The sequence below is a fragment of the Asticcacaulis sp. AC466 genome, from assembly GCF_000495815.1.
Lineage (GTDB): Bacteria > Pseudomonadota > Alphaproteobacteria > Caulobacterales > Caulobacteraceae > Asticcacaulis.
In genome coordinates this window covers 279,905-303,667 of sequence record NZ_AWGE01000001.1, presented here as the reverse complement: position 1 = coordinate 303,667, position 23,763 = coordinate 279,905, and the positions used below count along the sequence as shown (strand labels likewise).

The window sequence follows — 23,763 nt, the reverse complement described above, 5'->3', positions numbered from 1 at the left end:
AGTTTTATAATGGGCGACTGAAAAAGGGGGTTAACCCGCATCCTTAAGCCCGACAGCGGTTTCTGAAGCGACCAGACGCGGCGTAGGAGCGTCGCCAAAGGCGCGCATCTGGGGGAAGTAAGCACTAAAAGCGGTGAATGTGCGGGGGGTCGGTTGCGCAATAGCGGCCACCTTGCCATCACGCTCAAGGATATCGTCGTGGTTCGCCGAAACCGGCCCCTGACTTTCCACCACCAACCCGCCGCGGTGGCGGTTGATGATGTGCTTGACGATGGCCAACCCCAGGCCGGTGCCCAGGCGGTCGCCGCTTTTCTGACCTTCGACACGATAAAAACGCTCCGCCAGACGCGGCAGGAATTCACGCTTGATACCTGGCCCTTCGTCGCGCACGGTAATGCGGGCATAGTGGTCATGCACATTGCGGTCCGGCCGCAGCAGCACCAGCTTCGCCGCCTGTTTGTCGCTCAGCGAAGTAACCTGCGGCAGGGGCACGTCAAAGCAGACCGATATACTGACCTGAGACTCGCCGGGCGCGTATTTCAGCGCGTTATCGACCAGGTTTTGCACGACCTGAAGGATCTGATCGCGATCGCCGATAATGGGATAAAGGCCTGGACGCGGCGCATCGACATGTAGACGGACATGCTTCTGCTGGGCGATCAAAGACAGGCTGTCTGTGACATCCTTGACCGCCGAAACGAGGTCTGCTTCGCCCGACGGCGGCACGTGTTCGCTCATTTCGATGCGCGACAGGGACAAAAGGTCCTGAATCAGCCGCCCCATACGGTCAGCCTGGGCGCTCATGATTGTCAAAAATTTGTCACGTGCCTTTTCGTCGTCCTTTGCAGGGCCACGCAGGGTCTCGATGAAGCCAGTGATGGAGGCCAAGGGTGTGCGCAGCTCATGCGAGGCGTTGGCCAGGAAGTCGGCCCGCATCCGTTCCATGCGCCGCGCATCGGTTTCATCGCGGATGACTAGAAGGGCGAGACGTTGGCCATCGGTGACGTTTTCCATAGGCAGCGGCGAGGAAAACGCGCGCCAGAACTGATCACGGGCGCCGCCGCTGGTTTCGAAATCGACGGAACCGCTGATGCCGCCGAACAGCGCCTCATCGACGCATTCCAGCACTTCCGGCACACGAATGGCACCGACCAGAGGTCCGCCATCGGCGCGCAAATGAAACACGATCTGGGCAGCGGCATTGGCGAAGATGACACGCCGGGCGGCGATATCGTCGGGTTCATGGCCCGAAACGATCATTACCGGGTCGGGGACCGCGCGCAGCACTTCCTGAAAACTTGGCCCTTCGGGCTGGACCTTAACCTGCTTTTCCGGCGCCTTCAGCGCCTTGATACGCTCTTCGGCATCCCCAATCATCACCAGATACTTGATCATTGTGTAGCCAATGATCAGCAGCGCGACAAAAACCAGAAAGATATGAAGCGAAGGATAAAAAGCCATCGCAATCAGGACAGCGCACCCCAAGACGGTACCCAGTGGAATGAACTTCCAGACGCTTTGACGCTTGTCCATAAATAAGCCGAACTTTAGAGCGCTTCCCGATAAGGTGAGACTACCGCGCCAATGGCCCGGTCTTCGGACAGAAAGCGCGGCAAAACCAAAAACCTGTTAAACGTTCTGATTGTGACAGAAAGAACCCTGTCCATAAAGGGATTTCAAGACAGTTAAATGACAGCCTCCTCGACCGCAAATCTTTAGCGATTTACCGTCATGCGCCGGCGCACGTCAGCTATCTGGGCCATGCGTGTCGGCAGGGCGTGGGCATGCCTGACGTGCGCCTGCCCATTTCGTGCCAAGGCCTTGCGTTCGTCCGGCGCGTCTATCAAGCTTGCGACGGCGGCGGCTATCGCGCTACCGCTTACCTCATCCAGGAAGACCGCATGGGGGCCGCTGACTTCACGCAAGCCGCCGCTGCCCGACGACACGACGGCGCAGCCGGCCGCGTGGGCTTCGAGTGCGGTAAGGCCGAACGGCTCACGCCACATAGACGGAATAACCGCAATCGCCGCGCGCTGCGTATGGTGGCGCACGTCTTCCAGGCTCTGGTTTTTCAGAATCGACACCTGGTCCGCGATGGGCGCCAGCCGCGCGACTTGTGCGCCTGCCCATGCCCCTCCGGCGGCAAAATCGCCAAGCAACAAAACACCGCGCCACTGCGGATAGCGCGGCAACAGGTCCAGCAGACCGTCGATCATTGGCGATAGGCCTTTTTCAGGCACGGTGCGCGCGCAAAACAGGATGGTCCTGTCCTTGTCGTCCGGATTGCCGCTCCATTGGTCGATCTGGATCGGATTATGAATAGTGACGCTTTTGTCGGCCAGTCCCCTGAAATGGCTCAAGAAATCTTCGCGTGTATCGTCGCTGACAAAGACCAATGTCTTGAAATAGCGCAGCCGGCGCGTCACGCGCCATGCATCGATACGGTTCTTTGGTGGCTTGACGTAGTTATGACGGTAAAAAACAGTTGCCCGGTCGCGGAACGCCTTGGCGACCGGACGCAATATGGCGGCACTTTGGTGAAATTCGATAATGTCCGGATCGTAGGCGCGAAGGGCGGCAATGATGTCGCGTGAGCGGTGCCAGCTATTGGCGACCTCCACCACCGGGATGTTGCACCGGGCCTTAGCGCCCGTGTCGCAGATGACCAGCAACTGATCTTCCGCGGGCAATCCGGCCGCGAGCGTCCTGATCACGGTTTCAATGGAATGCGGGTAAAGCGCACAAAAGGCATAGACCGGCGGCAATACGATCGCGATTTTCATCCGTCAGAATCACAGGAACTAAAGGCCACCGGAACTAGGGGCGGGTTTGGCCGTCGCCCCGAACAACATATTTGAAGGTGTTCAACTGTTCGACACCTACGGGCCCGCGCGCGTGCAAACGATCCGTCGAGATGCCGATTTCGGCGCCGAACCCAAATTCGCCGCCATCGGCATACTGCGTCGAGGCATTCCAGATGACAATAGCGGAATCGACCGCGTTCAGAAAAGTTTCAGCCGCAACAGCATTTTCCGTGATGATCGCTTCGGTATGGCCGGACCCATAGGTCTTGATATGGGCGATGGCGCCATCGATCCCGTCAACCACCCGGATGGCGATGATCGGCAGCAGATATTCCGTACGCCAATCCTCTTCGGTTGCCGCCGCCATGGGATACAGGCTCTGCGCCGTCGTATCGCCGCGCAGTTCGCAACCCGCCGCCGCGAGAGCCTCTGCCACCTGGGGCAACAAGACATTCGCCACGGCCGCGTCTATCAGAAGGGTTTCCGTCGCGCCGCAGACCGACACGCGACGCATCTTGGCGTTCAGGGTGACACTCACGGCCTTTTGCGGATCAGCGTCGGCGTGAATATAGGTGTGGTTGAGCCCTTCCAGATGGGCCAGAACCGGCGCACGCGCCTCCTTCTTTACTCGGGCCACCAAGGACTTGCCGCCACGCGGAATGATCAGGTTGATGGCGCCATCAAGCCCGCCTAGGATGAGGCCTACCGCATCCCGGTCGGAGGTCGGCACCAATTGCACGCAGGTGTCGGGCAGACCGGCGGCGCGGAACCCGTCTTCGAAGGCCGCATAGATAGCCAGGGCCGAATTCAGCGCTTCCGAGCCGGTGCGCAGAATGGCCGCATTGGACGATCGGATGCACAGGGCCGCCGCATCGGCGGTGACATTGGGGCGGCTTTCGTAAATGATGGCGATGACACCGATGGGCGTGGAGACGCGCGCGATATCGAGGCCGTTGGGCCGCGTCCAGCGCGCCAGCTCGCGCCCCACCGGATCGGGCAGGGCCGCGACCTCTTCCAATCCCCGGGCCATGGCTTCAACGCGCGCCGGATTGAGGATAAGGCGCTCAATCATGGCATCGGTCAGCCCCTTGTCGCGGGCGAACTGCTGATCTTTCGCGTTTGCCGCCAGTATCTGCGCTTCACGGCTACGGATCGACCGGGCGGCTTCCAGAATGGCCTTTGTGCGGACCTCCGGGCCGGCCAGACGCAAGGCTTCCGCGCCGGCCTTGGCTTTCGAGGCCATGGCGGTCATCAGGTCGGTCAGGGATACGGCGCTTTGGTCGTCCATCGGAAGGCTCCTTCTTCAGGGCCTATATAGCGCAAATGCTGATAATTACGACCGTTTCATGCGATATCATCCGTCGCGGCCGGCAACGGCGGGTGGCTAGACCAGCACCATATCGTCGCGGTGAATAACTTCATCCCCGGCCGTATACCCCAACAGACTTTCGATATCCTTGCTTGTCCGCCCCCGGATCAGGCGGATGGCCGCGGCGGAATAGGTGACGATGCCGCGCGCCACTTCGGCTCCCGATGGCGAAACAATCGATACACTGTCACCCTTGTCGAAGGCGCCGACGACATCGACGATACCGGACGGCAGAAGGCTCTTGCCGTTGTGCAGGGCGCGCACCGCCCCTTCGTCGAGCATCAGCTTGCCCGCCGGGACCACCGTTCCGGCGATCCACGACTTATAGGCCGCCGTCGCCGACGACTGAGGCCGGATGACCGTGAATTTTTCGATGCTCGACAGCGGGCGGATTGTTTGGCCGAAGGCAATAAGGGTGGCGCAACCGGCTGACCCGGCGATCTTGGCGGCGGCGATCTTGGTGGCCATGCCGCCCGTTCCCACCCCGGCCTGCTCATTGGCGCCTCCGGCCATGGCTTCGATCGACGCATCCAGTTTTTCCACCACAGGAATATGCTGCGCGTCCGGATTGCGGCGTGGATCATCCGTATACAGACCATCGATGTCCGACAGGAGAATAAGCACTTCGGAGCGGATCAGTTGCGCCGCCCGCGCGGCCAGCCGGTCATTGTCGCCGTAGCGGATTTCTTCGGTCACTACCGTATCGTTTTCGTTGACGATCGGCACGCACCCCATATCGAACAAGGTATCAACCGTGGCGCGCGCATTGAGCCAGCGTCGGCGCTTCTCGGTATCCTCGCGCGTCAGCAGAACCTGAGCGGTTTTTAGCCCGACCTGAGAAAAGGCCGCCTCCCACGCGCTCATCAGACGGGGCTGCCCGGCAGCAGCAGCGGCCTGCTTTTCGTCCAGTTTCAGCTTGGCCCGCTTCAGACCCAGATAACGACGCCCCAGCGCGCCGGCACCTGACGACACCAAAAGAACCGATCGGCCCTCGGCCCGTAGGTCGGCGATATCGCGCGCCAGACCGAGCATCCAGGCGGCATCCGCCACGCCGGTCGCGCTGTCGACCACCAGGGCCGAACCGACCTTGATCGTGATGCGGCGGGCATTTGCCAGCACGGATTTTAAAGCCTCGGATGTCATCAGGGGTTTTCTAACCGGACGTAAAGTGTTAGGGCGCGCTTTTACGGACAAGGACCGGCTTAAGCAAGCGATTGTTCAGCGGGAAAATGGTAACAAAATGAACTATATAGGCACACGCGGTTTTCGTGAACCCCGGACCTTCGCCGGCGCTTTGCTCGATGGCCTGGCGCCCGACGGCGGCCTCTATGTGCCTGAAACCTATCCTGTTCCGGATTTCGACCTGAACGCCGCTTCGGCCGGTGATTACGGCCTGCTGACGGAAAAGCTCCTGACTCTGTTCGGCGTCGATGTCCTGGGGGCAGATGCCGTGCAAAAGGCCGCCGCGCGCACCCGGGCCGCCTTCCTGAACAGCGCAGGGCAGACACCTTTGGTCCAGGTCGAAGACAATCTGTGGATTCTTGAGCTATGGCACGGGCCGACCCTGGCCTTCAAGGACATGGCGATGCAGATGATTGCCCCCCTGACCGATGCGGCCCTGGCGCAACGGGGCGAAAAGCTGACCCTCGTGACCGCCACCTCCGGTGACACGGGCGCGGCGGCCGTGCGCGCCTTTGCGGGTTCCGAACATGTCCGGCTGGTCGTTTTCCATCCGCTTGGCCGCGTCTCGCCGGTCCAGCGCTTGCAAATGACCACGGTAGAGGCCGACAATGTCCTCAATATCGGCGTCGAAGGTGATTTCGACGACTGTCAGCGCATGGTCAAACGCTTGCTGGGCGAAGAGGAATTGAAGCAGTACGGCCTGATTTCGTCGGTCAATTCGATCAACTGGGGCCGTCTGTTGGGTCAGGTGCCCTATTATCTCGCCGCCGCGGCCGCATCGGGCGCCGACCATCCGGAATTCGTGGTGCCGACCGGAAATTTCGGCGACGCGTTCGCCGGCTGGGTCGGCCGCAAGATCGGTGGGAATGTCGGCCATATCCACGCCGCCGTGAACAGCAATGACGCCCTCGCCCAGGCCATCAATACCGGCCACTATGTCCGCCGTCCGGCCGTCGAAACGGCGTCGGTGTCAATGGACGTTCAGGCGCCGTCGAATTTTGAACGCCTGATCTTCGAAGCCTCCGGCCGTCAGGCGGAAGGCACCAAGGGGCTGTTCGACAATTTCAACGCCACCGGCAACGCCTTTATCGCGCCGGATCTCCAGGACGCGCTCAACGCTCAAGTGACGGCCAGCTCCATTTCCGAAGACGAGACAAAGGCAACCATCGCCTATGCCTACAAGCAATGGAACCGGGTCATCTGCCCGCACACCGCCGTGGCCGTGGCCGCCGCCCTCAAGCGCGGCAAGGACCAGGCTATACCACAGATCGCCCTGTCGACCGCCCATGCTGCCAAGTTCCCGGCGTTTGTGACATCGGCCCTGGGCTTTGCGCCCGAAGTTCCGGAAGCGATCCAAAAACTGCATGGCCAAAAGGAAACCATCCACCCCATCCGCAATGATGAGTTCGCGGCCATGGAGGCGGTCAAGGCGTTTCAGCGCCGCGCCTAACAACGGGCTTAAGCGTCAGCCTTGATACAATTACCGCAAACTCTTGCCCAGATGGTCTGATAAGCGAAGCCCCTTAACAGGGGCTTTTTCATGCGCGCATCCACCTATCTCGCACTCACCGGTCTTACGCTTACAAGCCTGATACTGGCCTCGTCAGTCATGGCCCAGGGCATGGGAGACGGTATGGGTCAAGGTATGGGCGGAGGCGGAGGCCGGGGCGGCGGACGTCATCGCGGAAAACGCGGTCAGGGCGAGCAGGCGCCCGCACAGGATAGCCCGGGCATAGCACGGCCCGCACCTACCGTCGTGTCCGTGGCCACGCGTCTTCAAGGCGTTGTGAGTGTCGCCGGTGAAACCAAGGCGTTCAAGGCCACCAGCATTCCCTCCGACAAACCCGACATGTCCGGCCTGTACGCCCTGCGAAATGCCCAGGTGACACTGGATACGGTGACAATCACCACCTCGGGGGCGGCGACCCTGGTCGACAATACCCGCGAGTATGGCATGAATTCCGCCCTGCTTATCGATAGCGGCGCCAGCGTGACCCTGCTGGGTGGACGCATCGATACGCGCGGGCAAGGCGCCACGGCAGCCTATGTCCATGATGACGGCGCAAGCCTGCGCGCAACCGGCGCCAACCTCACGACGGCGGGTAGCGGCGCCTACGGTATTGAAATCCGCCCAGGCGGTTCGTTTGAAGCGACGGATATATCGGTTGCGACGCAATCCGATCATGCTATCGCCTTATCCATTGAGGCGCATGGCCCACCCGTCCGGTTAACCGGCGGACGTTTCACGACGGCCGGACCGTTATCACCTACGTTCTTACTCAGCCGCCCCCTTGAAGCATCGGGCGTTTCCGTAGAGGCCCGGCGCGCCGAAGCTGTTGTCATCACAGGTTCACACCCAATCCATTTCACCGATAGCCACCTGTCCGGTGACTACGCCGTCATGCTGTATCGCCCTGCCGAACCCGGCGATGCGTCGGAGCATGACGGCCAGCCCGATGGCGGCCAATTCGGTGGTCGCCAACCCAAGGACGACAGGCCTGGCTGGCGTCAGCAGGGCGAAAGAGGCCAGATGGACGGCCACCACGGCCGGGCTCGGGCGGCAAATGGCGGGGCAGACCAGGCCGCAAGCGTGCGACCGGTAACCGACATGATGGCGACGGCCGAACAGGTCAGGGACGGACTAAGCCTTAAAGGCGGAACCGCGAACGGACGACGGGCGGTGTTTTACGTCACCAATATGCACGCCCATATCGCGCTGGACACGGTGGAGCTGCGCAGTACCAGCGGCGTTATCCTGCGTGCGGCGGCTGATCAATGGGGAGAACTGGGCCGCAATGGTGGCGACGCCACGCTTGATGCCCGTCATCAGACCTTGACCGGCGATTTCGTCACCGACGCCATAAGTCACATTGCAGTCAATCTGAACGACGACTCGCACTTTACCGGCATTGCGACGCATAACACCGACATGACGCTGGACGCCACCAGCACCTGGACCTTGACGGCGGACAGTGCCGTCGGAACGCTGAACGGCGATCGGTCCCGCATCGACAGCCAGGGCCATACTCTGCACTACGACACATCACGCAATCCAAGCCTTAACGGCGCGACCTATACCCTTCCCGGTGGCGGCCAATTAGTCCCCGGCCTGTGATCAATGGGGGCGTGGCCAATAGGGACCGGGGTGAGCCGCAAGCCAGATATCGGCGCGGCGGCGACCTTCGACCTTTTCATCTTCTGAAGGCCCTGGAAAAATGTCCCTTTGCCATGACAACTGGCGATAGGGACTACGGAAAGAGAGCAGGTGCCATTTCCAGGCTTCGGCGCGATCCTGCCTGACGAAAGCGCCGGCCAAGTAATAGTAACTCAGCGATTCCTGGGCCTCGGAGACATCCTTCTCCGCTGCGGCGAGCCACCAGTCGGCGATCATGGTTTCAATCTCTGTGTCCGGCGCCTGACCTTCAGGCGGATAGTTATGGGCCCAATAGAGTTGCGCCGGAATGAAACCCATATCAGCGGCGCGTTTTTCCATTTGCATGCCGCGCGCGCTGTCTTCCGGCAATCTCTGGCCCATAATAAGTTCCGCGCCGAAATAATATAACCCCTTTGCGCTGCCATTCCCGGCCGATATTTCCAGCCATTTCAAACCCTGAGCAACATCCGGCTGGGGCTCCCTGAACAAAAAGCGCCTGCCCAGCCGCCATTGCGCTTCGGCGTCACCGGCCGCAGCTTCTCGCGCCAGCCGGTCATAAACCTCGGCATAGGAGGTCACGGCGTCGCCATAGACATAAAGATCGTCCAGCGCCTCCCAAGTCGATTCATCGCCCTGTTGCGCCGCCTTCACATACCAGCCGTAGGCCTTGATGTAATCGGGCGCGACAGAAATCGGGTGCTCCCATAGTCGGGCAAGCGCGCTTTGCGCCGGCAGATAGCCCTTCCCGGCCGCGCTTTCGTACCAGGCAAACGCCATAGCTTCGTTGTAAAACTTGTCTTCAGGGTCAGAATAAATATCGCCCAGCCGGGTTTCCGCCTCGGCGTTTCCAGTCAGCGCAGCCTGCCCGTACCAATAGACCGCCCAAGCCTGGTCAGACGTAAAGCCCGGCGCACGACCATAATGATAGGCCTCTCCCAAAGCCAACATGGCGGACACATCACCCGCACGCGCCTCAGCCTTGAGCTGGCGCATCTTGGCGGTGGAGTGTGCCGGAGTACTAAGCGCCATCGCGGGAGCGCCGGTCGCCAGCATCAAGACCGCCAGCATGCAGCACACGCCGTTTTTCAAGCTTTCTCGCACGTGCTTCCCCCCGTTTTTAGCTAAAGTACCATTGTTGCCTGAAATCAGAAACAGGATGCTTAGCCTACAGACAAGCGCCTGCGACCGGAGTCGCAGGCGCTGCCTTTTATCCCTTCACGCAGACGACCTGCTTCAGGGTATGGACGATTTCAACGTGGTCGGCCTGGGCCTTCATCACCGCGTCGATATCCTTGTAGGCGGCCGGGGTTTCATCGATTACCTCAGCATCCTTACGGCATTCCACCCCCACCGTGGCGCGCGCATGGTCGTCCAGGGTAAACCGGCGCTTGGCCTCTGCCCGTGACATCGCCCGTCCTGCGCCATGCGAACATGAACACAGGGCTTCCGCGGCGGCTTGGCCATCAATCCCGCGTACGATGAACGATTTGGCGCCCATCGATCCAGGAATGATACCCAAGGTTTCCGGCGTGATCCGCACGGCCCCCTTACGGGTGACCAGGACGTCCGAACCGAAATGCCGTTCGTGTGCCACATAGTTGTGGTGGCAGTTGACGGCCTCGCAGTCGCAGGTGAACCGCTTGGGCACAGATGCCGACAGGGCTTCGAGCGCCGCCATCATCATCAATTCCCGATTGGCGCGGGCGAACCGCTGGGCCCACGACACGGCCCCCATATAGTCACCGAACAGATCTGAACCTTCCGGCAGATAGGCCAGGTCCTCGTCCGGCAGGTTGATATACCACCGCTTCATCTCGAATTTGGCCCGCTCGATGAAATAGGACCCGATCCGGTTACCGATCCCGCGCGAACCGGAATGCAGCATGATCCAGACCGCATCGTTTTCATCAAGACAGACTTCGACGAAGTGGTTCCCGGTCCCAAGGGTGCCGAGATGGTAATGCGCCCGTGCCGCCGATTGGGAAATCTTCGGGTGCTTGTCGACGATGGTTTGCAATTCGCCGGACAGGCCTTTGAAAACCTCAGTCTGCGCCTCAGGCACCTGGCCCCAGGCGCCCCGGTCGTTACGGCCGCCATTGTCGGTCCGGCCATGCGGAATCCGTGCTTCGATCGCCGTCCGCAGCCCCGCCAGGTTGTCGGGCAGGTCGGCGGCGGTCAAGGTCGTCCGCACGGCCATCATACCGCACCCCAGATCGACGCCAACGGCAGCGGGAATAATGGCCCCCTTGGTCGGGATCACCGAACCGATGGTCGCCCCCATGCCCCAGTGAACGTCCGGCATGATGGCAACGTGCTTATGGATGAACGGCATGGCGGCGATATTGTCGAGCTGCCGCCGAGCCTGATCCTCAACAGCAACGCCATCGATCCAGGCCTTGATGAGCCCGCCCCGGGCCCCTTGAAAAACTTGCATATCTCACCTCCGGCCCCGCGATCTCCGCTTTTTTGGCCGGATTGCCGGCAGGGCTAAGTCTTGTCTATTAAATCATTTATTTCGAACGGCTTTTCGCCGGTCAGTTCGTAGAGTTTCAGCCAGGCCCGGACGGCCGCCGCTACCGGTCCTGGAACCGGCAGGCCGGCGAACCAGCGTGACACCGAGGAACGGTCAACCCCTAAGGCTTCGGAAAGACGCGACTGCCAGCCACGCTCACCGAACAAAAGAATTGCCGCCTGCCTCAGTGTCTCCGGCTCCATTTTATTGGCCTTCGCGCTGGGGCGTTTGGTTGCCCCTTTGCATCAGCCTGGACTCACCCGGACCGAAGTCCTGGGACTCCGGAGCGGTTGCCTCACTTGCACGGATGTAGGTCAGCACCGCTTCCGAAAAGCCATCGATATGGGTCCACTTGCCGTAGCCTATGCCATTGCGGGCGGAGGCGACGTTGATCATGTAGGCCTTGCCGGCCACAGGATCGGGAACCTTATCCTGACTCTGCTCATCGGTGATGACGATGAGACGATCGTGTTTGATCGCGTTCACCTTGTCCATCGCCTTGCCCAGCCAGGTCCCGCTATGGGGTTGTGACTGAATGACCGCATCTACCCCCGCCATGCCACGACGCGCGGGAACTTCCTTCACCTGTTCGGAGAAGGTGAAAACCCGCACGTCCCCAGGGATGATGGAGGCCAGAGTGGCGGCCGCATCCATCCGCGTGAGGTCGGATTTCGCCGACAGCCGCGCGTTCATGGATCCCGACACATCGACCAGCACCAGGGTACGGCCCGTGAGGACCGGACCTTCGAGTATGGTCTCGCTCAGCGCCTGGTCGAGGAACGGCTCGAACCGGGGCGCCGCCCGCGCCGCCGCCACATAGCGGAAAGGCAAGATGCGATCGGCACCATGCCGCGCGATGATCGCTTCACGCACAAGGCCTTCATCGACATCGGCCTGATCCATGTTGCGCAGGTTACGCAGCAACGCCAGGTAGCCCAGCTTGCGCTCGGCCAACAAACGTTCGAACGTCTCGCGCTTGTCCGCACCGCCCGACAGCGCCACTTCCCAGGTGTCAGGCGACGGCAAGGTGCCTTCGACCAGATGCTTCCAGTCGGCAGCCTGCGCGGCGTCCTTGGGCTTGGCATGGCACAGGAACAAAACGTCACGCAGACGCACAGGCCCCGCCCGGTCGTATTTGGCCAGAGCATAGGCATCGAACGTCGTAAACGCCCGAGCCAGGCCCAGCTTCATCTGCTTCGACAAAGGCTTGCGGCCATTGCGGAAATAGAGGGCGACCAGTTCCGTCAGTTCATCGGGACGTCGAATGACGCGCACGATCGTGTCGGCAACCAAAGGACCGCCGGCTTTTGCCAGGGCGCAGATAAGCATCAGCGGCGCATGACGCAGCTTGAACTGTTCGCGTGCTTCGACCGCCAAGGCCGCAACCGTTTCGGGCGCGACGTCGGCGGCCAGAGCCGCGATGCGATCGGCTATGGACTGGCCGTCCTCATAAAATTCGTTTTCCCACAGCAGGCAGGACAGGACGGAACGGCGCAGGGCCTGTTCCGCTGAGATAGCCGCGGCGGGGGCCCCTTGATGCGTCATCAAAGGGGCGCGCTTGGTAAAAATGTTCAGTCGCATGACCGGCACCTTCTCCTGTGACGTTTGGGCATAAATCAGCCAATGCCGCACACCACGTGCGGCCGGTTTCATGCCGGAATAATGGGGTTAAAATACTGGGGTTTAGGGCGATTTTGCGCTTTTCATCCGGATGTGCGTCGCACGATCCGAAAAGGCGCTCTAAGTCGCGGTGTTTGTATAGGCGGCCGGAGGGGCTGGTACGCTGCCCGACTGCTGCCGGTGAAATCAAGGGAACCTGCGAAGACGTAGCTCCCGCCTCCAGCCGGAACCGGATTTGGGAAAGGGGAGTCGAACCCCGGCCCTTTCGGGCTTCTCCAGATCGATGAATACGTTCTCTATCGCCACTTGATCATGTTGCCGGATGGTTCCCTGTGCGGGCCTGTCCGGCGACAATTTGGTTACTACGGCAACTTGTTGCGTAATGCAACAAAATTCTAAATTATTTTCGCGCTCCGGGAATATCCGGTATCCGACTGGCCTAGGTGTAAGGTCGGGCCATCGGTGACAGCGAAGTATTCGAATACCTATAGCCGGGGAAAAACGATATCGCTGTCGTTTTCAAAGAAGTAAGCGATATCTGCGCCACCGGCAGGCGTTCGGGGAACAGGCGACAACGACGAGTGCTCTACCGGACTGAGCTACATGATGCTTGCGCCTCATGGCCGGATTCGAACCGGCGACACCTTCGTTATGATCGATGAAGTCGTTGTCTTCGCCACCAAACCTGTCGTTACAAAAGCAACGACAGCGCCCCATTACCGCCCCGCGTTGCACAGCGCAACACGGAACGTGGAAAATTTGCCAAAACACCACTTGGCGTGACAAATTGGCAACAAAAAACCATCAGAAATAGGTGTGGCCCGTTTGAATGCCACGATGATAGTCGAGCCGCCGGTAAAAGGCTTCCGGATCCTTGGGCTTCACCACCCAGGAGGGATCGTGATTGAGCAGATCGTATAGTCGGGTCAGCGTAAACCGTACGGCGGAGCCGCGCGCAAACAGGGGCAAGGCACTGATTTCGGCTTCCGACAGCGGACGCGTGTCATTGTAGGCCTTCAAAAAGGCGGAGATCATATTCGGCATGGCTTGCCCGCCGGGCGTAAAGCCCCAGGCGTTGAGCGAGACGGCCAGATCGTAGGCATAGGCGTCCGTACAGGCGTAATAATAGTCGATGACGCCGGTGACGTGGCCATCGTCATTCATCAGCACATTGTCGGTGAAATAGTCGGCATGGATCGCGCCGGTCGGCAGGCCTGACGGCCAATTGCCTTGAAGAAATGCTAGTTCCTCACGGAAATCGGCCAATATGTCCTGAGCACGCTCTGACCGGGTCGCCCCGGGTTCACAGCGCGCGATCAGGCCGGGCCAGGCGGCCAACCCCATGGCGTTTTCACGATGCTGAGGAAAGTCGCCGCCGACCAGATGCAGCCTGGCCAGATATTCCCCCGCCGAAGCGGCATGGCGCACATCCGGGTTGCGCGGCCAGCGTCCGGGCAACCATTTGATCAGGGCGCATGGCTTACCGTTTATCCGCCCAAGCGACTGCCCCTCGCGCGTCAGGGCCGGCCCCGGCGCGGGATAGCCCTTGCGATCGAGGTAGAGCGTATAGTCCATAAACCACGGGAGGCCGTCTTCCGGTGTCGCCGCCTCGAACAAGGTCAAGGCATACAGGCCAGAGGTCGTTTCGACCTTGAAATTGGTATTGGATACACCTTCTTCGATGCCCTCAAGATGAATCAGCTCGCCTATATCATAGGCGGTCAAATAGGCGCGGGCGTCCTCCAGGGATACGGGGGTAAAAACGGCCATTCGCCTTCTGTCCTGGTCCTCAAATCGTTGTCGCGGCCGCTTCGGCGGTGGCGCCATATAGACATAAAGCCGTGATCGCCAAAAGCTTTTCCTTGTCGGCTTGAACCAGAATGTCTAAATCGCCGGCTTAGAATCCATCGCTTGGGTCTGCGGTCCCGATCTGATAGCAAGCCAAGCCTCAAAAGGACTTCCGCTATGGCCAAAACCGTGACTTCCGTTGTCGATCTGATCGGCAATACGCCCCTTATCCGCCTGAAAGCCGCGTCCGAGGCGACCGGATGCGAGATTTATGGCAAGGCGGAGTTCCTGAACCCCGGACAGTCCATCAAGGACCGCGCCGCTCTATGGATCATTCGCGATCACGAAAAGAAGGGCAATCTGAAGCCCGGCGGCCGCATCGTCGAAGGCACAGCCGGAAATACCGGAATCGGGCTGGCGCTCGTCGCCAATGCCCTGGGGTACAAGGCCACAATCGTCATTCCGCGCACGCAGGCGCAGGAAAAGAAGGACGCCATTCGCGCCTTTGGGGCCGAATTAATCGAGGTCGATGCCCTGCCCTACGCCAATCCCGGCAACTATGTGCGCTATTCCGGAACGCTGGCCCAGGAATTGGGCGCAGTCTGGGCCAATCAGTTCGATAATGTCGCTAACCGCCAGGCCCACATCGAAAGCACCGGCCCGGAAATATGGGCGCAGACGGACGGCAAGATCGATGGCTTTATCTGCGCCGTCGGGTCGGGAGGCACCTTGGGCGGCCTCAGCCTCTATCTCAAGGACAAAAACAAAGACATCCAGATCGGCCTGGCCGATCCATTCGGCGCGGCGCTGTATAGCTATTATACCACCGGCGAACTGAAATCGGAGGGCACCTCTATTTCCGAAGGTATCGGCCAGGGACGCATCACCGCCAACCTCGAAGGGATCGCCATCGACCGCGCCTATCAGGTGGCCGACAGTGAGTGGCTGCCCGTCCTGTACGATCTTATCCAGAACGAAGGCCTGTGCCTCGGCACGTCTGCGGCCCTGAACATTGTCGGCGCCATGAAGATGGCCAAGGACATGGGCCCAGGCAAGACGATTGTCACCGTCCTGTGCGACTACGGCAACCGTTATGCCTCGAAGATCTTCAACCCACCGTTCTTGCGCGAAAAGGGCCTGCCGGTCCCGCCATGGATGGCGGCCGACTAGGGCTTTTTTTGACTCTAACGCACCTTTTGCTCCGAAACGTGCGTCACACCTTTGGAAAGTGCTCTCTCTTGGCCGCTTCCTTAAATATCCTGAGCCGCAAAGACCGGCGTTTCCGCCTGGGCCTTTGGCGTGTTGGCGTCGCGGCGGGCTTCGGCACGCAGCCACTCCATGAAACGCAGCTGCGCCGCGGTCGGTTCGCGGGTTTGCGGCCAGACGAGGTAATAGCCGTATTCCAGCGGCTTGTCGTTTTCATCGAACAGCACCATCAGCCGGCCGGCCAGCAGGTCGGCTTCGGCAATAGTGCGCTTGGCCAGGGCGACGCCGCGACCGGCAACCGCCGCCTCGATGACCATGGACGACTGGTTGAAACGGGGGCCGCGCGAGGCATCGACACCGTCAACGCCATGCGCCTTCAGCCACATCGCCCAGTCCGGGCACGACGGATCGGTTTCAAATCCCACGTCGTGCAGCAGAACATGATGGCTGAGGTCAACCGGCCGCTTAATCGGCGCGGCTTCGAACAACAGCGGCGAACAGACGGGGACGACCGCTTCGGCCAGCAGGTGTTCGACGTTCAAACCGTTGTAATGACCGTTGCCGTAGCGAACGGCCAGATCGATGTCGGAAACGGCGAAATCGACCGGCGCCATATCGGCACTGACCCAGATATCGATATCGGCATTAGCGGCACTAAAGTCATACAGGCGCGGCATCAGCCATTTGGCGGCGAAACTTGGGGCGGCCGACACGGTAACGCGGCCCTTCTGGTTGCCTTGTTTCATCAGGCGCGTCGCCTCGAACATTTTTTCGAAGGCTTCCTTCAGAATCTGGGCCGACGCCTTACCCGCCTCGGACAGAACGACACGGCGCCCGTCGCGCACAAACAGCTCAACGCCGACATGCTCTTCCAGCAAGCGGATTTGCTGGGACACGGCGCCCGGCGTGACAAACAGCTCCTCGGCCGCCTGCTTGAAACTTTCATGCCGGGCAGCGGCTTCGAACACCCGAAGCGCCGACAACGGCGGCAAACGATCACGCGACATAACTATTCCCGATTTGGCCCCAGACTTGGCCTCTTTAGCCTCAGTTGCCCTTAAGCGAGCGCTTCTTTATAGCGTTTTCAAGTTTAATAAAACTAATCCCTGATACTATGTGGAGAAAAAAATGACCCTGAATGCCGAAGCCAATCCGCTTCATCACATCGATGCGCTGGAAGCCGGCCAGACCTGGACTACCGACGTGGTGGTCATTGGCGCAGGGCCCGTGGGCCTGTTCAGCGTGTTTGAGCTTGGTCTTCTCGATATCAAATGCCACCTGATCGACATTCTCGACAAGGTCGGCGGCCAATGCGCCGAACTGTATCCGGAAAAGCCGATCTACGACATTCCGGCCTGGCCGATCATTTCCGGCGACGACCTGACCAAGCGCCTGCTCGAGCAGATTCATCCGTTCGGCGCCAAATATCACCTCGGTGAAATGGCCGTGGCCGTGCGCAAGATAGAAGAGGGTGAGCATGAAGGCCTGTGGGAAGTCACCACGGACCAGCAAACGATCGTCCGCGCCAAGGTGATCGTTATCGCCGCGGGCGGTGGCTCGTTCCAGCCCAAGAAACCGCCCATTCCCGGCATTGACGGCTTCGAAAACATCGGGCCAGGCGTCGGCGTCCACTATGCCGTCCGCAAGATGGACGCCTTCCGCGACAAGGAAATCGTCATTTCAGGCGGCGGCGATTCCGCGCTCGACTGGACGCTCAATTTGCAACCCATCGCCAAGCGCGTCACCCTGATCCATCGCCGTGACGATTTCCGCGCGGCACCGCACAGCGTCGCCAAGATGCGTGAATTGGTCGCCGAAGGGAAAATGGACCTGGTGATCGCTCAGGCGACGGCGCTCAAGGGCGAGACCTCGCATTACCTCGAAGCCGTGCATATCGAAGACGCCGACGGCACGGCGTCAGACCTGAAGGCAGACGCCTTCCTGCCGTTCTTCGGCCTGACCATGAAGCTGGGGCCGGTGGCCGAGTTCGGTCTCAACCTGCACGAAAACCTGATTCCGGTGGATACCGAAAAATTCGAGACATCGACGAAGGGCATCTTCGCCATCGGCGATATCAACCATTATCCGGGCAAGCTGAAGCTCATCCTGTCGGGCTTCCACGAAGCCGCGCTAATGGCTCAGCAAGCCTTCCGCTACGTCTATCCTGACAAGAAGCTGCGCTTCCAATACACGACCTCTTCGTCGGAACTGCAAAAGAAGATGGGTGTAAAATAGCAGGGTCATCGTCCCTGCACCCATTCGGTTACGGCGCCTCTTCGTCCCTGACGGAGAGGCGCTTCAGTGTGTGGCGTTGTCCGGCCGGAAAAACAGCCCCAGTTTCAGGCTTTCCCCGATGCGGCTGGCGCGGATCATGAAATATTCCACCGCCGCCTCACCGGGGGCGATATCGCGCAGGGTCTGTTCGAACATATATAGCCACTCGCCGAAGTGAGCCGCCTCTATGGTCCTGACCTTCAAATGCGCCTGCATCGGACGGCCGGAATAAACGCCGGCATTGAGCGCCACCGATTCCCAGAACTGCTTGAGCTTGGCGAGATGCTCGGGCCAGTCTTCGACCGCGCCATTGAACACTGGTCCCAGGTGCGGATGTAAGCGCACCCGATCATAAAATTCATCGACCAGGCGCGAAATAAAGGCTTCGTCTATCCCGATGGCGGCCGCCTCCTGGCGGATTTTCTGGCGGGCGGCAAGGGCGTGTTCAGAACTCATGCCGACGGTTTATCACATTGACGCAAGCGGATATATGCGACGCGTTGTCTCCGGTCGTCCTGGCGGGGCAGGACATCATTGAGCTAACCTAATGCGATGGGCGACAAACCATCGCTTTTCATAACGGGTTTGAAACCTTACATGTAAGGCGGTTAAAAGGGGCCAGGATGTCTGGTCCCTCTTTTGGTTTGTCGCGATGCTTGCTTTGCCCTTGTCTTGGCCGCTGGAAAACCGTCAGGTCGTCCTGATCGGAGCTGGTGCTTGGGCGACGCGTAAGTTGACCCTGCTTCGTCGAACGCCTGCCACCCTGCACCTGTTCGCCCCGCTGGCCGACCTGGCCGACGCACTTCCGCGCTGGCCGAGTCCCACGGAACTGGCCGACGCCGCGTTGATTATCGTGGCGTTCGAAGACCGCGCCCTGGCGGAAAAAGGCGCGGCCCTGGCCCGCACCTCGCGCGCGCCACTCAATGTCGTAGATTTCCCCGATCTCAGCGATTTTCACGTGCCAGCCATTATCGACCGTGGCTCTTTGAGCATTGGCGTCGCCACGGGCGGCACCGCGCCGGTCCTGGCGCGTGAAACGCGGCGCAGGATCGAAGCGGCTGTCCCGCCGTCCGAAGCGCATGTCGCTGCCTTTGCGACCGCCTTGTCCCCCAGCCTGCGCGAAATTTTTCCGAACACGGACGATCGACGCCGGGCCTGGGAAACTGTGTTGCAATCGCCCGCCGCGGAAATGGCGCGTACGGGCCACATTGATGAAGCCCTGGCCGATGCCCTGGCCAATATCAATGCGCCGCGTACCGGCGTGGTTCATCTGGTCGGCGCGGGTCCGGGCGATCCGGAGCTTCTGACGCTCAAGGCTCTGCGCCTGCTCAGCGAAGCCGATGTGATCGTCTATGACCGGCTGGTCGGCGACGGCATCATGGACCTGGCGCGGCGCGATGCCGACCGCTTCTATGTCGGTAAAGAACGCTCGAATCATTCCGTGCCGCAGGCACAGATTCACGAATTGCTGGTCGAACAGGCGCGTCTGGGCAAACGGGTCGTTCGCCTGAAAGGTGGCGACCCATTCGTGTTCGGCCGGGGCGGCGAAGAAGTGGACGCCCTGCGCCAAGCCGGGATCGAGGTCCATATCACGCCGGGCGTCACGGCCGCCCTGGGATGCGCCGCATCCGCTGCGGTGCCTTTGACGCACCGTGACCACGCCCAATCCGTCACCTTCATCACCGGCCACGCCAAGGACGGCGACAGCGATAACAATCCGCTGATGCTCGATTGGTCGGCCCTGTCGGCACCGCATCATACCCTTGTCGTCTACATGGGCGTCGCGACGGCAAAGATCATTTCGGACAAGCTGATGTCGCATGGGCGCATGCCCGACACGCCTGTTCTGGTCATCGAAAACGGCACAAGGCCAAATGAGCGCCGCACATTGTCATCGCTTGGCACGCTCGCCGACACGCTCCGCGCCGCACCGCCGACAGGCCCGGCCTTGGTCATTATCGGCGAAGTCGCCAGCCTCTATCAGGATACGGCCGCGGCCGTAATTACCGAGACCCTCAGGATAAACGCATGAAATTACTGACCGCCAATCGCCTGACGGATGGTGTGACGCTCTGGCATACCGGAACCGGATGGAGCGAAGACGCCGCCCACGCCGCCCGCCTCGACGACGAACAGGCTGACGCCCTGCTGACCGATTGGAAGACGCGCGAGACGGAAGTGGTCGGGCCCTATCTCATACCCCTGACACCCGACGGCAATCCGGTACAACGCGAACAGGTGCGCGAATTCATCCGCGCCAACGGCCCGACCATCGGCCAGACCGCCGACGCCCTTTCGCAGGCCCATGGCCGCGCTGACATTTTCGAGAGCTGAGATGTACGTTTACGATTCCTTCGACCACACGTTTGTCCGCGAACGCAATGCCGAATTTGCCGATCAGGTGGCCCGCCGCCTGTCCGGCGAACTGAGCGAGGACCAGTTCAAGCCGTTGCGGCTGATGAATGGCCTTTATCTGCAACTCCACGCCTACATGTTGCGCATCGCCGTGCCCTATGGCGTCCTGTCGTCGAAGCAGGTGCGCAAGCTGGCCCACATTGCCCGCACCTATGACCGCGATTTCGGCCATTTCACCACGCGCCAGAACCTGCAATTCAACTGGATCAAGCTGGCCGACACGCCGAAGATCCTCGAAGAGCTGGCCGAGGTTGAGATGCACGCGCTTCAGACATCGGGCAATTGCATCCGCAACACCACAACAGACCAGTTCGCCGGCGCCGCGCGCGACGAACACACCGATCCTCGCCCCTGGGCCGAAGTGATCCGGCAGTGGTCATCGATCCATCCCGAATTCACCTTCCTGCCGCGCAAGTTCAAAATCGCGATTACCGGCGCGGCGAAGGATCGGGCCGCCATCCGCGTCCACGATATCGGCCTGCATGCCAAGCCGGAAGGCTTTGATGTCTATGTCGGTGGCGGCATGGGCCGCACGCCGCACCTGGGGCACCTGATCAAGTCAAGCCTGCCGGGCGAGCAGTTGCTGAGTTATCTCGAAGCCGCCCTGCGCGTCTATAATCGCTATGGCCGCCGCGACAATATCTACAAGGCGCGCATCAAGATACTGGTGTCAGCTCTGGGGCCGGAAGAATATGCCCGTCAGGTCGAAGAGGAGTGGAATACGCTCGACAAGGCGAAGATTGACGCCCCTTCGGCGGAAATCGTCCGCATCCGGAGTTTCTTTCCAGACCCGGTCTTTACCGACAAGACCTTCGATCGTGTCGCCTTAGAACGCGCTCAGATCGCCGACCCCGCCTTTGCCCGCTGGGTGAAGAACAACACCCATGCCCATAAGCGCGACGACCATGTGTCGGTGACGATTTCGCTGAAGCCGGTCGGGTTGCCGCCGGGCGATGCGTCGTCCGCCCAGATGGACGTCATGGCCGATGTCGCCGACCAGTTCGCCTACGGCGAACTGCGTGTCAGTCATGAGCAGAACATCATCCTGCCGCATGTCGCCAAGACCGACCTCTACGAACTTTATCGCCAGCTTGACGCCGTCAATCTCAGCACGGCCAATGGCGGCAAGATCACCGACATGATCGCCTGTCCCGGCCTGGACTATTGCACCCTGGCCAATGCCCGCTCCATTCCGCTGGCCCAGGATATATCGCAGCGTTTTGCCGATGCTGAGTTAACGGACAAGATCGGCGATCTTCAGATCAAGATTTCCGGGTGCATCAATGCGTGCGGCCACCACCATGTCGGCCACATCGGCATATTGGGCGTCGACAAGCAGGGCATCGAATTTTACCAGATTCTTCTGGGCGGGCGCGCCGACGAAAAGGCCGCTTTGGGCCAGATCACCGGTAAGGGTTTGTCGGCCGAGGCCGTACCCGCCGCCATCGAGCGCGTGGTTCAGTTGTATCTCAAATTGCGGACGGATGAGTCCGAGCGCTTCATCGATGCGCTCGAACGCCTTGGCCGTGACACCTTCGCGGAGGCGCTCCATGAGCCCGCTTAACTCATCCCATACGCCTCAACTCGTGACCTCTGAGGGCGAGATTATTCCGGACGGCTGGACTCTGCTCGATGACGAAGATACGACCGGCGTTGACGGCCCCTATGTGCTCGGTTTCGACCGGGCGCTGCGGGAGCTGGACGGTCTGAACGGACATTATGGCGTGCGCGTCAATCCGGCGGATGATGTTCGCCTGCTTCTACCCTTTATCGAAAAGATCACCCTGATCGAGGTCGCCTTCCCCGGCTATCGCGACGGCCGCGGCTATTCGACAGCGCGCATTCTGCGTGAAGAGGGCTATACCGGCGCCATTCGCGCCGTCGGCGACGTGCTGCGCGACCAGCTGTTTCACATGCTCCGGTGCGGTTTCAACGAGTTTCTGGTGAAGGATTCCGACCCGGCCGGTGCCATCGCCGCCGCCAAGACGCGTTTCACGACATTTTATCAGGGCGCGGCCGATGCCAACCGCCCCGCATGGGCGTTGCGTCACAACGCTTAAGGACATCGACCATGACGGTCTTGATAGACATACTAAAGGACCACAGAACAACGGAAGGTGCGGCCCGCGCGGCGCATTTAAGCGACGCCTGGGAACACCTGACGGCGCAGGAAATCCTGCAAAAGGCGATTCACGAGCAATTCGTCGGGGATATCACCCTGTCGTCTTCTTTCGGCGCCGATTCCGCTGCCCTGCTGCATATGGTAGGCCAGATCGAACCGGACCTGCCCGTTCTGTTCCTCGATACCGACCGGCACTTCTTCCAGACTCTGCAATATCGTGACGAATTGGCGGCACGCCTGGGCCTCAAAAACGTCATTAATCTGAAGGCGGACGAAAGCGAAGCCGCCGATGAGGACGCCAAGGGCACCCTTTGGCGCACCAACCCGGATGCCTGCTGCGATTTGCGCAAGGTGCGGCCCCTAAGCCGCTTCATGGACGGCTACGGCGCCTGGATTTCTGGCCGCAAACGCCACCAGAGCGCCACCCGTGCAAAGTTGCCGATTGTCGAATTCGACGGCCGACACTTCAAAATTAATCCGCTGGCGACATGGACATCGGATGATGTCGAAGCCTATTTCAAGAACCACGATCTGCCGCCGCATCCACTGGTCGAACAAGGCTTTCCGTCTATCGGCTGCTTTACCTGCACCAAACCGGTCGCCGCCGGCGAAGATGCGCGCTCGGGCCGCTGGGCCGGCACTGAAAAGGTTGAATGCGGCATCCACAACCCGATCTACGGTGGGGACGGGATCTAGGCCACCCCAATTTAGTGCTGGGTCATGCGCACCATGTCCCAATTATAACCCAGCTCCCGGGTGCGCGCCTCCAAGGTGTTGCGCGTCATGTCATCGGGTTTGGACGTGCGACTAAGCAGCCACAGATAGCGTCCCGACGGTTCTCCGACAATCGACCAGGAATAGTCGCTGGCGTGGTCGAGCACCCAGTAATCGCCGACGTAGAACGGGCCAAAGAAAGAGACCTTCAGCTTGGCGTTATCGCTGCCGCTGAGCACCTTGGCCTTGCCGTGCGATGTTTTGACTGGGCCACTGAGCCCACCCTTATGACAGGAATTTATAACATCGATCAGCCCGTCCGGACGGGCGCGATATTCGGCTGTGACACCTTCACAGTCTTTTTCAAAGCGGTTTTCATACCGTCCAACCTCGTACCACAGACCGGCATATTGTTCGAGGTCTACCGGTTTCTGCGGCTGCGGAACGGACGGATTGCCGACAGGCCCCAGAGACGCAAGGCTGGCGCAGGCCGTCAGGGCCACCGCTGCGCTACCGAGCACAACAAGAGGAAAAACAAGGCGATTGGGCTTCATGAGTCGTCTCCGGAAAAGCACTTCACGCTGGAAAATCCACATTTCGCAG

Annotated in this window: 21 protein-coding genes; 9 read left to right on the top strand and 12 right to left on the bottom strand. The window is 60.5% G+C overall.

Going from position 1 to position 23,763, the window contains the following annotated elements; genetic code table 11:
* Positions 1–30: 30 nt before the first annotated feature.
* The 4 genes from AEAC466_RS24450 to proB all read right to left on the bottom strand — a co-directional run bounded on the left by AEAC466_RS24450 (position 31) and on the right by proB (position 5,316).
* The gene (locus AEAC466_RS24450; RefSeq protein WP_023456330.1) at positions 31–1,533 is read right to left on the bottom strand and encodes a sensor histidine kinase; all 1,503 of its coding nucleotides are present in this window, start codon (positions 1,531–1,533) and stop codon (positions 31–33) included.
* A gap of 182 nt (positions 1,534–1,715) precedes the next feature.
* A complete protein-coding gene (locus AEAC466_RS24445; protein WP_023456328.1) occupies positions 1,716–2,783 on the bottom strand; it encodes a glycosyltransferase family 4 protein in 1,068 nt (355 codons plus the stop codon).
* A gap of 34 nt (positions 2,784–2,817) precedes the next feature.
* Positions 2,818–4,092: a glutamate-5-semialdehyde dehydrogenase gene (locus AEAC466_RS24440; protein WP_023456327.1), complete on the bottom strand. Its 1,275-nt coding sequence runs from the start codon at positions 4,090–4,092 to the stop codon at positions 2,818–2,820.
* A 96-nt stretch (positions 4,093–4,188) separates the two neighbouring features.
* The gene (proB, locus tag AEAC466_RS24435) at positions 4,189–5,316 is read right to left on the bottom strand and encodes a glutamate 5-kinase (RefSeq protein ID WP_023456326.1); all 1,128 of its coding nucleotides are present in this window, start codon (positions 5,314–5,316) and stop codon (positions 4,189–4,191) included.
* A 97-nt stretch (positions 5,317–5,413) separates the two neighbouring features.
* On the opposite strand from proB, the gene thrC reads away from it, so the two are divergent.
* Together thrC and AEAC466_RS24425 are read left to right on the top strand one after the other, a co-directional pair.
* The gene (thrC, locus tag AEAC466_RS24430; RefSeq protein ID WP_031238023.1) at positions 5,414–6,805 is read left to right on the top strand and encodes a threonine synthase; all 1,392 of its coding nucleotides are present in this window, start codon (positions 5,414–5,416) and stop codon (positions 6,803–6,805) included.
* Between the two features lie 90 nt (positions 6,806–6,895).
* Positions 6,896–8,470 (top strand): hypothetical protein, encoded by a 1,575-nt coding sequence (locus AEAC466_RS24425; protein ID WP_023456324.1) that lies wholly within the window; start codon positions 6,896–6,898, stop codon positions 8,468–8,470.
* Here AEAC466_RS24425 and AEAC466_RS24420 read toward each other — a convergent pair whose 3' ends face one another.
* From AEAC466_RS24420 to thrB, 5 genes are all read right to left on the bottom strand, one after another.
* Positions 8,471–9,610, bottom strand: a complete 1,140-nt coding sequence (locus tag AEAC466_RS24420; RefSeq protein ID WP_155913444.1) for a tetratricopeptide repeat protein — start codon at positions 9,608–9,610, stop codon at positions 8,471–8,473.
* Positions 9,611–9,716: 106 nt separating this feature from the next.
* Entirely contained in the window at positions 9,717–10,943 is a 1,227-nt protein-coding gene (locus tag AEAC466_RS24415) for an RtcB family protein (RefSeq protein WP_023456322.1), read from the bottom strand.
* Between the two features lie 53 nt (positions 10,944–10,996).
* A complete protein-coding gene (locus AEAC466_RS24410; protein ID WP_023456321.1) occupies positions 10,997–11,224 on the bottom strand; it encodes a transcriptional regulator in 228 nt (75 codons plus the stop codon).
* Between the two features lies 1 nt (position 11,225).
* A complete protein-coding gene (locus AEAC466_RS24405) occupies positions 11,226–12,602 on the bottom strand; it encodes a TROVE domain-containing protein (RefSeq protein WP_162148914.1) in 1,377 nt (458 codons plus the stop codon).
* An 843-nt stretch (positions 12,603–13,445) separates the two neighbouring features.
* Entirely contained in the window at positions 13,446–14,411 is a 966-nt protein-coding gene (gene thrB / locus AEAC466_RS24400; protein ID WP_023456319.1) for a homoserine kinase, read from the bottom strand.
* Positions 14,412–14,606: 195 nt separating this feature from the next.
* On the opposite strand from thrB, the gene AEAC466_RS24395 reads away from it, so the two are divergent.
* A complete protein-coding gene (locus tag AEAC466_RS24395; protein ID WP_023456318.1) occupies positions 14,607–15,599 on the top strand; it encodes a cysteine synthase A in 993 nt (330 codons plus the stop codon).
* Between the two features lie 80 nt (positions 15,600–15,679).
* On the opposite strand, the gene gcvA is transcribed toward AEAC466_RS24395, so the two are convergent.
* On the bottom strand, positions 15,680–16,642 hold the full coding sequence (gcvA, locus tag AEAC466_RS24390) for a transcriptional regulator GcvA (RefSeq protein ID WP_023456317.1): 963 nt from the start codon (positions 16,640–16,642) through the stop codon (positions 15,680–15,682).
* A gap of 121 nt (positions 16,643–16,763) precedes the next feature.
* Between gcvA and AEAC466_RS24385 the strand changes: the two genes are divergently transcribed.
* On the top strand, positions 16,764–17,870 hold the full coding sequence (locus tag AEAC466_RS24385) for an NAD(P)/FAD-dependent oxidoreductase (RefSeq protein ID WP_023456316.1): 1,107 nt from the start codon (positions 16,764–16,766) through the stop codon (positions 17,868–17,870).
* Positions 17,871–17,933: 63 nt separating this feature from the next.
* On the opposite strand, the gene AEAC466_RS24380 is transcribed toward AEAC466_RS24385, so the two are convergent.
* On the bottom strand, positions 17,934–18,365 hold the full coding sequence (locus tag AEAC466_RS24380) for a group III truncated hemoglobin (protein WP_023456315.1): 432 nt from the start codon (positions 18,363–18,365) through the stop codon (positions 17,934–17,936).
* A 196-nt stretch (positions 18,366–18,561) separates the two neighbouring features.
* Here AEAC466_RS24380 and cysG point away from each other — a divergent pair, with 196 nt between their 5' ends.
* From cysG to AEAC466_RS24355, 5 genes are read left to right on the top strand one after another with little or no spacing between them, the layout of a single operon-like run.
* Positions 18,562–19,941: a siroheme synthase CysG gene (cysG, locus tag AEAC466_RS24375; RefSeq protein ID WP_023456314.1), complete on the top strand. Its 1,380-nt coding sequence runs from the start codon at positions 18,562–18,564 to the stop codon at positions 19,939–19,941.
* Entirely contained in the window at positions 19,938–20,243 is a 306-nt protein-coding gene (locus AEAC466_RS24370; RefSeq protein WP_023456313.1) for a DUF2849 domain-containing protein, read from the top strand. The genes cysG and AEAC466_RS24370 overlap by 4 nt, the downstream gene beginning before the upstream one ends.
* 1 nt (position 20,244) lies before the next feature.
* A complete protein-coding gene (locus AEAC466_RS24365; protein ID WP_023456312.1) occupies positions 20,245–21,888 on the top strand; it encodes a nitrite/sulfite reductase in 1,644 nt (547 codons plus the stop codon).
* Positions 21,875–22,384, top strand: coding sequence for a DUF934 domain-containing protein (locus AEAC466_RS24360; protein WP_023456311.1), 510 nt, complete (start codon positions 21,875–21,877; stop codon positions 22,382–22,384). Before AEAC466_RS24365 ends, AEAC466_RS24360 begins: the two co-directional genes overlap by 14 nt.
* An 11-nt stretch (positions 22,385–22,395) precedes the next feature.
* A complete protein-coding gene (locus tag AEAC466_RS24355; protein WP_023456310.1) occupies positions 22,396–23,142 on the top strand; it encodes a phosphoadenylyl-sulfate reductase in 747 nt (248 codons plus the stop codon).
* 11 nt (positions 23,143–23,153) lie between these two features.
* Here AEAC466_RS24355 and AEAC466_RS24350 read toward each other — a convergent pair whose 3' ends face one another.
* Positions 23,154–23,714 carry a lipocalin family protein gene (locus AEAC466_RS24350; RefSeq protein WP_023456309.1) on the bottom strand — a complete coding sequence of 187 codons (561 nt, stop codon included), beginning with the start codon at positions 23,712–23,714 and terminating at the stop codon, positions 23,154–23,156.
* Positions 23,715–23,763: the final 49 nt, after the last annotated feature.